This window comes from Peribacillus cavernae (genome assembly GCF_003989135.1).
GTDB lineage: Bacteria > Bacillota > Bacilli > Bacillales > DSM-1321 > Peribacillus > Peribacillus cavernae.
Genome location: NZ_RYZZ01000005.1, coordinates 134,574 through 149,807 on the forward strand (window position 1 = coordinate 134,574; position 15,234 = coordinate 149,807).

16 protein-coding genes are annotated in these 15,234 nt (G+C 45.4%); all 16 read right to left on the minus strand.

The genetic code is table 11. The annotated features are described in order from the left end of the window. Positions 1 to 143: 143 nt before the first annotated feature. The 16 genes from ELQ35_RS03820 to atpA all read right to left on the minus strand — a co-directional run bounded on the left by ELQ35_RS03820 (position 144) and on the right by atpA (position 15,218). Positions 144 to 380 (minus strand): DUF1146 family protein, encoded by a 237-nt coding sequence (locus ELQ35_RS03820; RefSeq protein ID WP_126863508.1) that lies wholly within the window; start codon positions 378 to 380, stop codon positions 144 to 146. A 145-nt stretch (positions 381 to 525) separates the two neighbouring features. Then, positions 526 to 2,040 (minus strand): NADH-quinone oxidoreductase subunit NuoN, encoded by a 1,515-nt coding sequence (nuoN, locus tag ELQ35_RS03825; RefSeq protein WP_126863509.1) that lies wholly within the window; start codon positions 2,038 to 2,040, stop codon positions 526 to 528. A 6-nt stretch (positions 2,041 to 2,046) separates the two neighbouring features. Further along, positions 2,047 to 3,567: an NADH-quinone oxidoreductase subunit M gene (locus tag ELQ35_RS03830; protein ID WP_126863510.1), complete on the minus strand. Its 1,521-nt coding sequence runs from the start codon at positions 3,565 to 3,567 to the stop codon at positions 2,047 to 2,049. After that, positions 3,564 to 5,438: an NADH-quinone oxidoreductase subunit L gene (nuoL, locus tag ELQ35_RS03835; RefSeq protein ID WP_126863511.1), complete on the minus strand. Its 1,875-nt coding sequence runs from the start codon at positions 5,436 to 5,438 to the stop codon at positions 3,564 to 3,566. Before nuoL ends, ELQ35_RS03830 begins: the two co-directional genes overlap by 4 nt. Before the next feature lie 173 nt (positions 5,439 to 5,611). After that, positions 5,612 to 5,926 (minus strand): NADH-quinone oxidoreductase subunit NuoK, encoded by a 315-nt coding sequence (nuoK, locus tag ELQ35_RS03840; RefSeq protein WP_126863512.1) that lies wholly within the window; start codon positions 5,924 to 5,926, stop codon positions 5,612 to 5,614. Continuing rightward, positions 5,923 to 6,444: an NADH-quinone oxidoreductase subunit J gene (locus ELQ35_RS03845; protein WP_126863513.1), complete on the minus strand. Its 522-nt coding sequence runs from the start codon at positions 6,442 to 6,444 to the stop codon at positions 5,923 to 5,925. The genes nuoK and ELQ35_RS03845 overlap by 4 nt, the downstream gene beginning before the upstream one ends. Beyond that, complete coding sequence (nuoI, locus tag ELQ35_RS03850; protein ID WP_126863514.1) at positions 6,441 to 6,860, minus strand: NADH-quinone oxidoreductase subunit NuoI; 420 nt, start codon at positions 6,858 to 6,860, stop codon at positions 6,441 to 6,443. Before nuoI ends, ELQ35_RS03845 begins: the two co-directional genes overlap by 4 nt. 96 nt (positions 6,861 to 6,956) lie before the next feature. Beyond that, entirely contained in the window at positions 6,957 to 7,964 is a 1,008-nt protein-coding gene (gene nuoH, locus ELQ35_RS03855; RefSeq protein WP_126863644.1) for an NADH-quinone oxidoreductase subunit NuoH, read from the minus strand. Beyond that, positions 7,964 to 9,064 carry an NADH-quinone oxidoreductase subunit D gene (locus tag ELQ35_RS03860; protein ID WP_126863515.1) on the minus strand — a complete coding sequence of 367 codons (1,101 nt, stop codon included), beginning with the start codon at positions 9,062 to 9,064 and terminating at the stop codon, positions 7,964 to 7,966. The genes nuoH and ELQ35_RS03860 overlap by 1 nt, the downstream gene beginning before the upstream one ends. Positions 9,065 to 9,067: 3 nt before the next feature. After that, positions 9,068 to 9,679 (minus strand): NADH-quinone oxidoreductase subunit C, encoded by a 612-nt coding sequence (locus tag ELQ35_RS03865; protein ID WP_126863516.1) that lies wholly within the window; start codon positions 9,677 to 9,679, stop codon positions 9,068 to 9,070. Positions 9,680 to 9,681: 2 nt separating this feature from the next. Then, positions 9,682 to 10,194 (minus strand): NuoB/complex I 20 kDa subunit family protein, encoded by a 513-nt coding sequence (locus tag ELQ35_RS03870; RefSeq protein ID WP_126863517.1) that lies wholly within the window; start codon positions 10,192 to 10,194, stop codon positions 9,682 to 9,684. Beyond that, complete coding sequence (locus ELQ35_RS03875) at positions 10,185 to 10,559, minus strand: NADH-quinone oxidoreductase subunit A (protein ID WP_126863518.1); 375 nt, start codon at positions 10,557 to 10,559, stop codon at positions 10,185 to 10,187. The genes ELQ35_RS03870 and ELQ35_RS03875 overlap by 10 nt, the downstream gene beginning before the upstream one ends. 297 nt (positions 10,560 to 10,856) lie before the next feature. Then, complete coding sequence (locus ELQ35_RS03880; protein ID WP_126863519.1) at positions 10,857 to 11,261, minus strand: F0F1 ATP synthase subunit epsilon; 405 nt, start codon at positions 11,259 to 11,261, stop codon at positions 10,857 to 10,859. A 25-nt stretch (positions 11,262 to 11,286) separates the two neighbouring features. Continuing rightward, on the minus strand, positions 11,287 to 12,684 hold the full coding sequence (gene atpD / locus ELQ35_RS03885; protein ID WP_126863520.1) for a F0F1 ATP synthase subunit beta: 1,398 nt from the start codon (positions 12,682 to 12,684) through the stop codon (positions 11,287 to 11,289). A 132-nt stretch (positions 12,685 to 12,816) separates the two neighbouring features. After that, positions 12,817 to 13,674: an ATP synthase F1 subunit gamma gene (atpG, locus tag ELQ35_RS03890; RefSeq protein ID WP_126863521.1), complete on the minus strand. Its 858-nt coding sequence runs from the start codon at positions 13,672 to 13,674 to the stop codon at positions 12,817 to 12,819. A gap of 35 nt (positions 13,675 to 13,709) precedes the next feature. Further along, on the minus strand, positions 13,710 to 15,218 hold the full coding sequence (atpA, locus tag ELQ35_RS03895) for a F0F1 ATP synthase subunit alpha (RefSeq protein WP_126863522.1): 1,509 nt from the start codon (positions 15,216 to 15,218) through the stop codon (positions 13,710 to 13,712). Positions 15,219 to 15,234: the final 16 nt, after the last annotated feature.

Here is a 15,234-nt window from a genome sequence, read left to right on the forward strand (position 1 = left end):
ACTTTTTCGTCAGTAAGCGACAGAATTCACGCGCACGCATACAAACGGAAAAATAAATGAAAAACAGGATGATATCCCTATTAATCTTTCGTTCGTTACAAATTTCACAAACCATCTTAATAAAAAAGAATCAGCAGCTGTCGTTAATTAAACATAAGCGGTAACTGTCCTGACCAAGAGAGGTAATCCAGGAAGAAACTGCTGACAGCCGAACCAATGGCAATCGTAAGCAGAATGTATAGTACTCTAGCTTTCACCACTGAATTAGACCTTAGCAGTTTATCAAAATGCAAGGCCTGCAGTGCCCACCAGGTGACGGCGATAAAAAACAAATGTGCGACAATCCCGGTAAGTGCCTGTTGGCCGATGGTTGAAAACATAAAATGACCTCCTTAAAAAACAACCCAACGTTTATTTTACCACAAACCCGACTATAAATTGGTATAAAAAAGAGGAAATATTTAAATAAAACTCTCAAACTAAAAAGGAGCTAAAAAGCCCCCTTGGATTAGCTGGTTCATTATTTCATTCAAAGAAGTCTGAGAAGTCCCCGAAATGCCCATGAAGAAAATCGAGCGGCAGGTTTGGCGCAATCCCGAATAGTACGGTACCAGCAGCACAAACAGTCAGCACAACAGCGATTCCTCCAGGCACCTTCATTTTCTCATTAGTAGCGGACGGCCTGAAAAACATCTGCGTCATGATGCCGAAATAATAAAAATAGGAAACGACCGTCACCCCCATCATGATCGAAGCTAAAACGTAATGGCCTGGTTCAGCAGCAAAGGCTCCAAGGATAATGTTCAGCTTTCCGATAAAGCCGGCGGTCCCCGGAATTCCTGCAAGGGAAAGAATGAAGATTGCCATCGTAACCGAAAGCACCGGCGAGCGTTTATAAAGGCCGGAGAATTCCGAGACATCCTCTGATCCGGACCTATCAGTCAGCAGCTGGATTACCGCGAGCGCTCCCAGATTCATCAGCAGATAAGCCAGTAAATAGAACCAGACAGTATCGAATAAAAACGCCCCTCCGCCCAGGGTGGCTACTGCGACAAGCACATAACCGGCCTGAGCAATGCTTGAATATGCAAAAAGACGTTTTATATTCCGCTGCCGAAGTGCAATTACATTCCCGGTTATCATTGTGATTCCGGCAATGAATGCAAGATATACTCCGTTTTTTTCAAGGAAAGTAAGTGCTCCGATACTATCGCCAGGTGCGGTGATGTATAGCGAAATGAGGATGCGGTAGATGATTACAAAACCGGCCGTTTTTGAAATGACGCTTAAAAAGGCTGTGACTGGTGTTGGTGCTCCCTGATATACATCCGGTGCCCACATATGGAATGGGGCCGCAGCTATTTTAAAGGAAAGGCCGACCAGGATCATGAAGAAGGCCAAGCCGAATAAATATTGAAATTGGCTGTCAAAGACACCAACCATGCCTTCACTCATTTCCTTTAAATTCGTCGTACCCGTCAATCCGTAGAGATAACTCATCCCAAACAGGGTGACCGCCGTAGAAATACCGCCATTAATGATATATTTCATCGCTGATTCATTTGATTGGAGATTCTTTTTTCTCATACCAGCCAATATGTAAGAAGAAATCGAGAGCAGTTCGAGTCCGACGAACAATGTAATTAAATCGCCGCTAGAAGACATGATCATCGCGCCAAGCAAGGCCGCCAGGAATAGATAGTAAAATTCTCCGCGATACTCCTGCATGCCTTCTTTCGGTTCATAGCTATGGGCTAGCAAAATCACCAGTGCGCTGCCTGCCAGTAAAAGCAACTTAAAAGCGATTGCAAAAGAATCAAGTTTAAAGGTGTCATAAAGAATGCTGATTGTCTCTTGGCCCATTAAGCTAAGCAGACTGACAAAAGCCAGAATGATGCCTGTCAGGCCAAGCAGGGCCAGCAAACGCCTGTTGAACTGCTTAGGAGCGAATAAATCGAAAATCGAGAGCAGTACGGCTGTGCCGAAGATGATGAACTCCGGTGTCATCGCTCCCCAATCATAAGAAAGCATTGTTTCCATCTTTCATCACCCTCCTATTCCCAGCATAATGGCTTCCAGCGTTGCTTGCAGCGGTTCACTCAGGATTGCCGGATAAACACCAATGCCTACAATCAGTCCAAGTAAAACTAATACCGGCGCAAATTCAATTCCTTTTATTTCAGAAATCCCTTCAAATGACATGCTTTTTGTCTTTCCGAATGTCATGCCCAGGACTGCCCTCAGCAAGTAAACTGCGGTTAAAATGATGCCAAGTGCACCAACGGCAGCAAGGACCGGCTCTTCTTTAAACAACCCCAGGAAAGCCATGAACTCGCTGACAAACCCGGACATTCCAGGCAAACCGAGGGACGCCATCGCTCCTGCAAGCAGGAACCCCGAGGTGACCGGTAAGATTTTTGCCAGCCCTCCCAAATCATTAATTTTCGACGTTCCGAACCGTTCGTGCATAACACCGACCAAAAAGAATAGCAATGCGGCAATCAAGCCGTGCGATACCACTTGAAATATCGCTCCTTGAATACCCGCTTCATTCAGCGCCCCCAACCCGATCAGAACAATGCCCATGTGGGAGATGGATGAATAAGCGAGGACCATTTTGAAATCTGTTTGAATCAGCGCTAAAAAGGCACCATACAGAAGATTAATGACGCCAAGAACCGCAATTATAAATGCTATATCACGGAATTGCTCAGGAAATATCCCCATCCCAAAACGGATCAACCCGAATGCTCCTATTTTCAACAGCACGCCCGCATGGATCATAACAATCGAAGGTGGGGCCTGAACGTGTACCCGCAGCATCCACGTATGGAACGGAAAAATGGGAAGTTTAATACCGAATGCCGCCAAAAGGGCAATGAGAAGCGCATATTTCATGGGATCAGAAATCGGTGCAAACAATGAAACGCCGCCAACAGTCATGATATGCCTCAAGGCTTCAATGTTGCTGGTACCTGTACGGGCAAAAAGAATCATGATAACAATCAACAGGATCGCCGAGCTCAGTCCGTTATAGATTAAGAAGCTGTACGCCGCTTTTTCTTTCTCCAAATAGCCCCATTTTCCAATCAAGAAAAACATCGGAATCAAGGTAATCTCAAAGAAAATAAAGAAGAGAATGAGATTTTGCGCAGTGAAGACGCCGAGCATGCCAATTTCCAACAGGAGGAACAGCATGAAGTAGCCCTTCCATTCCTTCTTGATATACATCGAAGCAATTGCCGCAAGCGTCGCAAGTATCGAAGTCAGCAGCACCATAATCAGCGAAAATCCGTCCACGGCAAGTTCATAATCCACCGCAAACAAATTAGGATCATAACTTTTCAGATTTCCAAATCGAAACCAATCCACTTTGATTGAAAATCTTGAAAGATCTGTTCCTGTTGCATATTGAATATACAGATACAGCGAAATCAGCAAGGCCGGTACGGTGCTGAGAAAGCCGAGCATTTTCAGGTTTTTTTCATCCGTTTTTGGGACAAGGAACATAAGCAGCATTCCTAGGAGGGGGGAGAATACCAACAGTGTCAGTAATATCGTGTTCATCCGAAATACCCCCCTGTTAAGGCAAATATGGCCATCAAGACGGCTAACCCGAAGAAGGCAATGGTGCCGTATAGCTGAACCTGTCCGCTCTGGAGCCTTGAACCAATCTTGCCGAGACTTTGTACCGTTGCCGTCACAGCACTTATAAGTCCGCCAACTATGAATCTATCAACATACGATAAGAACAGGCTGATCCACCTGGTCAGTGCAACAATCGAAAACTGATAGGTTTCGTCGATAAAATACTTATTATATAAAACTGTATAGACGGTTGAATTTGCCCCGCTTAATCCTTCTCTTGAAATCCTGCGATTGCCGTATATGAGATACGCAAGCAGCATGCCGGCCAGCGAAACGGCTGTTGCGGCAATCATGATCCAGCCAGGCGCTTCCATATGGCCTGTGGCAGCAAGGTATTCATTCCCCTCCGTCAGCCAATCACCAAGGAATGTCCCGAACCACGGAGTGTTCACGTACCCGCTGAGAATTGCAAGGATTCCGAGGATAACCATTGGCAACGTCATGACCGCCGGTGCCTCATGTACCTTCGTCTGCTGACTTCTCGATTCCCCTGTGAAAACCATGAAAAACAAACGGAACATATAGAAAGCCGTGAAGAAGGCTGCAATCAATGCTACCCAGAATAGTCCATGGTTTCCGTGTTCCCAGGCAGCAGTAAGGATTTCATCCTTACTGAAAAAGCCAGACAATAACGGAACGCCGGAAATGGCCAATGTACCAATCAAAAAAAGTGGTCCAGTAATCTTTAGCTTCTTCCAGAGTCCGCCCATTTGTTCAAGATCCTGCGTATGGACCGCATGGATGACACTGCCTGCTGCCAAAAACAGCAACGCCTTGAAGAAAGCATGCGTCATCAGGTGGAAGATACCGGCCACATACCCTGCAGAGCCTAGAGCAAGCATCATATAGCCGAGCTGGCTCACAGTCGAATAGGCGAGGACACGCTTGATATCCTTCTGTACCAGTCCAATGCTTGCCGCAAAGATAGCCGTGAAGCCTCCCGTTACCGCCACTACAGTCATTGCTGTTTCACTTGCGGAAAACAGCGGGAACATTGCAGCAACCAAATACACCCCAGCGGCTACCATTGTAGCGGCGTGAATTAAAGCGGATACTGGCGTCGGTCCTTCCATGGCATCAGGAAGCCATGTATGAAGCGGGAATTGCCCCGATTTCCCGACAGCCCCGACAAAAATCAAGATCGCTGTCAACGTGATCATTTCCGCCGATATGCTTCCTGACTGAACAGCCTGAAAGATCTTATCATATTCAAAGCTGCCCACCTGCCAGAATAAGAGAATTATTCCGATCAATAATCCGACATCCCCGATTCTTGTCATAATGAAAGCCTTTTTTGCAGCTCTTTTTGCTTCTTCTTTATAAAAGTAAAAACCAATCAATAAGAAGGAACCTGCCCCAACAAGCTCCCAGAAAAAGTAAAGCTGCAGCAAATTAGGGGCCATAACAAGCCCGAGCATGGCAAATGTAAAGAAACCTAGGTATGCATAGTAGATCGGGAGCCGCTCATCGCCCTGCATATACCCTTTGGAATAGATATGTATCAACAAACTGACCAGCGACACGACCACTAACATTAAAGCATTTAGCTGGTTAATTTCGATTCCCGCTGTTAATTGTACATCCCCTATTGTCAGCCAGCTGACTTCAGATTTATAGGTCGGTGCCTGAAAGCGATCAAGCAAAGTAAACACAGACCAAACGAAAGAAGCAAATGTGAAAACCATTCCCATATATGAACTGCCCGCTTCTTTCAAACGTTTACCGAATAGAAGAAGGAACAAGAACGAGACAAGCGGGAAAAGCGGTATTAGCCACGCACTCTCCATCATCGTATCAATCCCCCTTAGAAAAGCGTAAGCGCCTTGTTCAGCCCCGACAAGCATAAGGCAAGCACAGAAAGAAGGCGTTCTTTCCTTCTTACTGTGATTGACTTATGACCTCGAGGGGCTAGGCTGCTTGCGCTAGACATCATAGAAAAGCGTAGGCGCCTTATCTCTCTAAATTAATGCTTCATGGAATCCATTTCATCAATATTAACCGTTTTGCGGTTACGGTAAAGCGCCATCAGGATGGCCAAACCGACCGCTGCCTCCACCGCTGCTACTGTGATGGCGAACAGGGAAAAAATTTGGCCGGTTATCGATGGGGTCATTCCATATTTACTAAAAGCAACAAGGTTGATATTCACAGCGTTCAACATCAACTCGATGGAAATCAGGACGATGATCGTATTTCTCTTGGTTAAAGCTCCGTATAGCCCAATGCAAAATAGCACGAGTGCCAGGACGAGATAGGCTGATAAAGGTACAGATGTCACGAATTATCACCCTCTTCTTCATGGTCCTTTTTCGCCAGTATGATCGCTCCCACCAGGGCAACCAACAAAATCACAGAGGTGACCTCAAACGGAATGATATACTTGGAGTATAGCTCTATCCCGATTTGCTCCGTATTTGCTTCATGCAATGTGGTCGGCTTTTCAGGTATATCCAAATTATAGATTCCGATATATACAACAAATCCGAAACCAACAATGGCCAGAAGCAAAATCAGTCTTTTCCAAGTATTCGTCTTTATATCCTCTGTATCATGATGGCGGGTAAGCATGATCCCGAACAGCATAATGATGGTAATCGCACCAGAATATATCAAAACTTGCACAGCGGCGATAAATTCGGCAGAAAGCAGCACATAAATCCCGGCAATGCTGATAAACGAAAATACCAGCGCGATGACCATGTGGACGACCTTTGTCAGATTCAATAAAAGCACACCGCCGATAATCGCAACAAGCGATAGAACGATAAATGCTAAAAATTCGCCAGACAGGCTCATACTTTGTTCACCTTTCGAATATTTTCGTCGTTTTCATCAAGCCACTCCAGATTTTTGAATAGCTCATCACGACTATATTCAGCAAGCTCAAAGTTATTCGTCATCACAATCGACTCCGTTGGACAAACCTCTGTACAAAGGTCACACAGAATACAAATCTCAAAATTGATATCGTATGTATCAATGAGTTTACCTCTTTTCGTCGGATCCGGATGTTTTTTTCCGGTTAATTGAATACAGTCCGTCGGGCAAATATTTACACATTGATTACAGACAATGCATTTTTCAGGATAAAACTTTTGGATTCCGCGAAACCTGTCCGGTAGCGGAAGCGGCTTGTTCGGATAGTCATAGGTTACTTTTTTCCGGGTCAGGTTTTTCATCGTATATCCTAACCCTTTCATTAAACCAAGCATTCCCTCACCCCTTCTTTCAGTAAAATCAATTTTCTTATAAAGAAAACAATACTGACCCTCCACCCTCCGTATTTCCAAACAGTTCTTTCTTGATGTTTAAAACATACTGAACAGTTCTTTTAAAAGTGCAGTTACGAATATATTTGCAAGTGCAACCGGCAGCAGCACCTTCCAGCCAAATTCCATTAGCTGGTCAGCCCGGAGACGCGGAAAGGTTACACGGATCCAAATCAACAGATAAATAACCAGGCTGAATTTAAGGGCGAACCAGACTGCTGCCGGAATGAAGCCCAAAAACGGCAGTGGGTGCCATCCCCCTAAAAATAATATGGTAGTTAACGATGCCATTGCAAACATATAGACATATTCCGAAAGCATGAACATCGCCCAGCGAAAGCCCGAGTATTCCACATGATAACCGGCGACGAGCTCGGATTCAGCTTCAGGAAGGTCGAACGGCACCCTGTTCAACTCAGCTACAGAGGCAATCAGAAAAACAATAAAAGCAACAGGCTGCAGGACGATATACCAGATGTTCTTTTGGGCCTCAACAATCTCATTCAAATTAAGGCTGCCAGTTAACAGTACGATGCCGACTACCGACATGACCAGCGGGATTTCATAAGAAATCATTTGCGCTGCGGCACGCATCCCCCCAAGCAAGGCATATTTATTATTCGATGCCCAGCCGGCTGTCACAATTCCAACTGTCGTGATGCCTGAAACGGCGATATAATAGAGCAGGCCAATGCCCATATCGGCAAATTGAAACTTATCAGTAAACGGAAGTGCCGCGAGAACCATGAATGCCGGCGCAAAGGCGATGACCGGAGCAATGATGTAAAGCGGTCTGTCAGCGACCTTAGGAATCGTATCTTCCTTGATTAATAGCTTTAGTACATCCGCTACCGTTTGCAGAAGCGCCCACCTGCCGCCCACCTGGTTGGGCCCAATCCTCATTTGCATAAAGCCCATTACTTTACGTTCGGAGAGAATCCCGTACGTTACAAAGCCTAAAACAACAAAAAGCAGAAGGACAGCAAGCAGAGAAAAAATTCCAAGGTTTAACAGTCCGGGAGAGGATTGCAACAATTCTTGGATCATCAACCGTCCACCTCCCCTAGTACAATATCAATGGCGCCCAGGATGGTAATTAAATTAGCCATATTTTCTCCCTTCAACAGCTTAGGAAGGATTTGCAGATTATAAAAGGACGGTCTGCGGAATTTCAGACGATACGGCTCTTTCTTTCCATTGCTGGCAATATAGCAGCCAATCTCGCCCCGGGGGGATTCGATGCGGACGAATGACTCCCCCTTTGGCGGCTTAATGATTTTCGGAACTTTGGCGAGGATCGGCCCATCCTGGGGGAATTGCTCCACTGCCTGTTCCAGGATTTTAAGAGATTCCTCTATTTCTTCAAGACGGCAATGATAGCGTGCCCATGCATCACCATCCTGCCGGACCGGAATATCGAAATCGAAACGGTCATAAATCGAGTATGGTTCATTTTTGCGCAAATCCCATTTTACTCCTGTACACCTTAAGTTTGCGCCGCTTAATGAGTAATTAATGGCATCCTCCTTTGTGTAGGAACCGATTCCTTTTACACGGCTCATGAAAATTTCATTTCCGGTTACAAGCTGATGATATCCTTCCAGTTGCTCTCTCATGTATGGGACAAAGTCGTGCACCTTCTGTATCCAGCCTTCTGGGGCATCCCACTTCACACCTCCGACACGCATGTAATTAAAGGTGAGCCGGGCTCCTGACAATTCATTCAGCATGTTGATAATCATTTCGCGCTCCCTGAATGCATACAGGAATGGGCTCGTTGCCCCAATATCAAGCAAATACGTGCCCCACCACACGAGGTGGGAGGCAATTCGCCCCAATTCCATCGCAATCACCCGCAAGTATTCGGCACGATCCGGTGCGATAATTCCTGCCATTGTCTCCACTGCATGGCATAATACATAGTTATTGGTCATTGCTGCTAGATAATCCATTCTGTCTGTATACGGAATGATTTGTGTATATTGCAGATCCTCAGCCAATTTTTCCGTTCCCCTGTGAAGATAACCAATGACGGGTGTAGCTTCCTTGATGATTTCTCCGTCAATTTTAATCACCAACCGAAAAACGCCATGTGTACTCGGGTGCTGCGGACCTACATTGAGAAGCATTTCTTCTGTCCGAATCATATGCTACACCTCCACATCATACGGCTCGTAATCTTTTCGGAGAGGATACCCAATCCATTCTTCCCCAAGCAAGATTCTCTTTAGATCAGGGTGGCCGGTAAATCTGATCCCGAGGAGATCGTATGTTTCGCATTCGGGCCAATTCGCTCCTTCCCATAGTGGAACTAGGGAAGGAATTTCCAGGTTACTTCGCTCTATCTTCACTTTTAAAGCGACAGCCTGCTGATTAGTAAATGAATATAAATGAACATATACTTCCATATGCGTTTCAAAGTCGCCGCCATGCAGCTCCGATAGATAATCAAAGGCAAGCTGTTCATTATACTTTAATAATTCAGCCACTTTTCGATATGTATCCGGCTTTGCAACCAGGGTTGGGATATCTTTTGACAGTCTATTAATATATGAGTCTTCAAGGATTTCTTTGCCTAGATGGTTTTCAATTTCCTGTACGTATTTATCGAGGATGTGCTGATTAGGTGATGGTTTAGCTTTTTCTGCCGGTTCTTCCTTCACTTTGGCCGAAGCAGCCCCTTTTTCCCTCGCGGCAGCGGCCGCTTTCGCTTTTTCAGCTGCTTCTTTTTTTAGTTGTTCGAGACCTTTTTCCTCAGCCACGCCTAGATCACCTTCTTCCCGGTTTTAGCTTCATGGCGAATCTTTTCTTTCAATTTATTGATTCCATAAATGAGAGCAGCCGGGTTTGGCGGACAGCCGGGTATATAGACGTCTACGGGAACGATCTGATCAACGCCTTTGACCACCGAATACGATTTGACGTACGGCCCGCCTGCAGTGGCACATGATCCCATCGCAATCACCCATTTAGGTTCAGGCATCTGATCATACAGCCGTCTTAAGATCGGGGCCATCTTTTTCGTAACCGTGCCGGAAACGATCATGACATCCGATTGTCGCGGGGACGTCCTGAAGAATGAGCCAAAACGGTCTAAATCGTAATGGGAGGAACCAACACCCATCATTTCGATGGCACAGCAAGCCAGTCCAAATGTCATCGGCCATAAGGAATTGCTTCTGGCCCAGGCCTTGACCTGCTCGAGGGTCGATAAAAAAACACTCCTGCGCAGTTCTTCCATTTCTAAGCTTGAAATTTCGTCTAATTTCAATTCCATTCTAACACCTTCTTCTTCCATGCATAGATTAATCCGATCACTAGCATAAGTACAAAAATCAGCATTTCAACCAGTGCGAAAATCCCAAGCTTCTCGTAAGCAACCGCCCAAGGATATAAAAACACGGTTTCTAAATCAAAAATGACAAACATCAGGCCAAAAATGTAGTAACGTACATTGAATTGAACCCTGGAATCATGGAATGGTTCAATTCCGCTTTCATATGTGGTGTACTTCGCTTCAGTCGGCTTATATGGCCGAAGCAGTTTGCCTAGAGAAACAGCTACCACTGGCAATAATATCCCTAAACAAAGAAACACAAAAACTATCAGATAATTATTCTGATACATATGTAATGCTTCCATGCCCATTCCTCCCTGCCGGATTTAAAACGCTAATTCCGATCAATAAAGCCTCTTCGATAATCCCTCGTCCGTTGGCGGCCGCAGATGATAAAAATATTGATATTAAGGCTATGTAAACGTGTTCATTATATCATTGTATACCGATAAAGTGTAGGGATTGTTTGGAAAATCTAGCTTTTTTACACTATTATAATATGTTAAGAAAACGAATAATATTTTTGTTTTCTGAAGCTGGGATAGAAATAAAAAGAAAAAGCACTATCCAAGAGATTTTCATCATGGATAGTGCTTTAAAGTTTAAAAGTTATTTTCCGCAATGGAGATGCGGTTGACGGCACGTTTTAAAGCAAGTTCTGCTCTTTTCGCATCAACACTGTCTTGTTGATCCTGCAAACGTTTTTCAGCACGGACTTTAGCATCCTTGGCACGCGCTACATCGATGCTTTCTGCTCTCTCAGCTGATTGAGCAAGTATGGTAACAACATCAGGGCGTATTTCAAGAAAGCCGCCGTTTACTGCAAGATATTCAGTTTGTCCGTTGTTTTTCAACCGTACGGCTCCAATTTGCAGTGGAGCAACCATCGGGACGTGGCCCGGTAAAATACCAAGCTCTCCGCTTTGTGCTTTTGTGCTTATCATTTCGACTTCAGCATCATATACTGGGCCATCGGGAGTAACAACACTGACTTTAACGGTCTTCATTTAAATACCCTCCTTGGTCCCTTCATTAAGCCAACTTTTTTGCTTTTTCAACAACTTCTTCAATTCTTCCTACCAGACGGAATGCATCTTCAGGAAGGTCATCGTGTTTACCGTCAAGAATTTCTTTAAATCCATTAATCGTTTCTTTAACAGGTACATAAGAACCTTTTTGGCCGGTAAATTGCTCAGCTACGTGGAAGTTCTGCGATAAGAAGAACTGAATACGGCGGGCTCGTCCAACGACAAGCTTATCTTCGTCACCAAGCTCATCCATACCAAGAATCGCGATGATGTCTTGGAGCTCTTTATAACGCTGTAATGTTTGCTGTACTTGACGGGCAACTTCATAATGCTCTGCGCCGACAATTTCAGGAGACAACGCGCGTGATGTTGAAGCAAGCGGGTCAACCGCTGGATAAATACCCATTTCAGAAAGCTTACGCTCAAGGTTCGTTGTCGCATCAAGATGCGCGAAAGTTGTTGCTGGAGCCGGGTCAGTATAGTCATCCGCAGGAACATAAATCGCCTGGATGGATGTTACGGATCCTGCGTTTGTTGATGTAATACGCTCTTGTAATTGTCCCATTTCTGTTGCAAGGGTCGGCTGGTAACCTACCGCTGAAGGCATACGCCCTAACAAGGCAGAAACCTCGGAACCAGCTTGTGTGAAACGGAAAATGTTATCGATGAAGAACAATACGTCCTGCCCTTGCTCGTCACGGAAATACTCAGCCATTGTTAATCCAGTCAAGGCAACACGCATACGTGCGCCAGGCGGCTCATTCATTTGACCGAAAACCATTGCCGTTTTCTTGATAACGCCAGAGTCACTCATTTCGTAGAAAAGGTCATTTCCTTCACGGGTCCGTTCTCCAACCCCGGCGAATACGGAAATACCGCCGTGCTCTTGTGCGATGTTGTTGATAAGTTCTTGGATTAGAACGGTTTTACCAACACCCGCTCCGCCGAACAGGCCGATTTTCCCACCCTTTATATATGGGGCCAGAAGGTCTACTACCTTAATACCAGTTTCAAGAATTTCTACTTCAGTAGATAGATTTTCGAAAGTTGGTGCCTGTCTGTGGATAGGATCTCTGCGAGAATCAGCCGCAAGTGGTGTATCAAGGTCGATGTTTTCACCAAGTACGTTGAATACACGTCCAAGGGTAACGTCACCTACCGGTACAGAGATTGGGGCGCCGCTGTCAATAACAATGGCACCGCGAGTCAAGCCGTCAGTGGATGACATTGCAACAGTACGAACTGTATCATCGCCTAAGTGAAGGGCTACTTCAAGAGTTAAACCAGTACCAGACGCTGTTTTTTCGATTCTTAACGCATTATAGATCTGAGGAAGTTGACCGCTTTCGAATTTCACGTCAACAACCGGACCCATAACCTGGGTAATGCGTCCTTTATTCATCTTGTTCCCTCCTAACATTACTTGTAAATGATGTCTATAAAATCGGCATAGAGAGACTGTAACGACTTTGCCTCCACTAGCCTCTATATTTATAAAATTATTAACTTTTACAGGGCACTTCCGCTTCTCTAATTACTCTAACGCTGCGACACCGCCGACAATTTCGGTGATTTCCTGCGTAATTGCAGCCTGGCGGGCCCGGTTATAAACCAGTGACAGGCTGTCGATTAGGTCAGCTGCATTATCCGATGCATTCTTCATTGCTGTCATTCGCGCAGCATGCTCACTTGCTTTGCCATCTAATAATGCACCATAAATCAGGCTTTCGGCGTATTGAGGAAGAAGCACTTTCAAAATATCTTCTGCAGACGGCTCAAATTCATACGAAGTGAGCTTACCGGAAGTCGCAATATCGGTTAAAGGAAGGAGTTTCTTCTCTGTAACATCCTGCTGAATGGCACTGACATAGTGGTTATAATACATGTAAAGTTCGTCATATGTTCCTTGTGAGAACAAACCGACCGCAGACTTTGCAAGTTCACTGATATCAGTAAAGGACGGTTGGTCAGAAACACCGACGATTTCAAGTTCTACATTCATTTTACGGCTTACAAAGAAGTCGCGGCCTACTCTTCCGATGGCAATGACTGCGTATTCATCCTCGGATTTATGGCGTTTCTTGATTGTTTGGAAAACATTGCGCAGGACACTGCTGTTATAGGCTCCAGCCAGGCCGCGATCCGATGTGATTACCAGATAGCCGGTTTTTTTAACAGGCCGTGTTGCCAGCATCGGGTGTGAAGCATCCGTGCTGCCGCTCGCGATACTGGAAACCACTTCCTGGATTTTTTCCATGTACGGAACAAATGCCTTTGCATTTGATTCGGCACGGCTCCACTTCGAGGCGGAAACCATCTGCATCGCTTTCGTAATCTGGCTTGTTTTCTTTGTCGAGTTTATACGGCTTTTAATATCACGTAATGATGCCATTCGTTTTCACCACCCTTTTACAAATTTTAGACCGATTACTCAGAGATAACGAAAGACTTTTTGAATTCGTTAATTGCAGTAACAATTTCATCGCCCTTAGGCAAGTCGCCCTTTGTACGGATCTGGTCTAATACTTGCTGATGGTTACGGTCTAGCCAGCTCAGGAATTCTTCTTCAAAACGGTTAATGTCCTTAACAGGAATATCATCTAAATGGCCGCGGGTCAATGCAAAAAGAATCATAACCTGCTTTTCTACCTTAATTGGCTTGTTCAAATCCTGCTTAAGCACTTCAACTGTACGTGCACCGCGGGCGAGCTTAGCCTGAGTAGCCTTATCGAGATCAGATCCGAATTGGGAGAATGCTTCCAATTCACGGAAAGAAGCCAGGTCAAGACGAAGAGTACCTGCAACCTTTTTCATCGCTTTAATCTGTGCGGACCCACCTACACGGGATACAGATAGACCGGCGTTGATCGCAGGGCGCACGCCTGAGAAGAACAGATCGGACTGCAAGAAGATTTGTCCATCAGTGATGGAGATAACATTTGTTGGAATGTAAGCAGAGATATCCCCGGCCTGAGTTTCAACGAACGGAAGAGCTGTAATAGAACCTGCGCCGTGAGAATCGTTCAGCTTAGCCGCGCGTTCCAATAAGCGGGAGTGCAAGTAGAAAACATCCCCTGGGAACGCTTCACGGCCTGGCGGACGGCGAAGCAATAGGGAAAGTTCACGGTATGCAGATGCTTGCTTAGAAAGGTCATCATACACAACTAAAACATGTTTGCCGTTGAACATAAAATATTCGCCCATCGATACACCTGCATAAGGCGCTAAATACAGAAGCGGTGCCGGTTGGGAAGCAGATGCTGTTACAACGATTGTGTAATCTAAAGCACCATGCTTACGAAGAGTCTCGACAGTACCGCGAACCGTAGATTCTTTTTGGCCGATTGCCACATAGATACAGATCATGTTTTGGTCAGCCTGGTTCAAGATCGTATCAATTGCAACGGATGTTTTACCGGTTTGGCGGTCCCCGATGATTAACTCACGTTGTCCGCGCCCGATTGGAACAAGTGCATCGATTGCTTTAATCCCTGTCTGCAATGGCTCATGAACAGATTTACGGTCCATTACACCTGTTGCCGGGCTTTCAATTGGACGGGTTTGCGTAGTGTTGATTGGGCCAAGGCCGTCTACCGGCTGTCCAAGCGGGTTCACTACACGCCCGATTAATTCGTCACCTACAGGAACCTCCATGATGCGTCCTGTACGGCGGACTTCGCTGCCTTCACGAATCTCCTGGTATGGTCCAAGAATAACGATACCGACGTTATTCTCTTCAAGGTTTTGTGCCAAGCCCATGCTGCCATTAGAGAATTCGACCAGCTCTCCAGCCATGACGTTATCCAGACCATGAACGCGCGCGATACCGTCACCGACAACGAGTACAGTACCAACGTCGTTTACCTTAATTTCCGACTGATAATTCTCAATCTGCTTTTTAATCAGCGCACTGATTTCTTCAGCTTTGATGCTCATGAATTTCACCCCTATC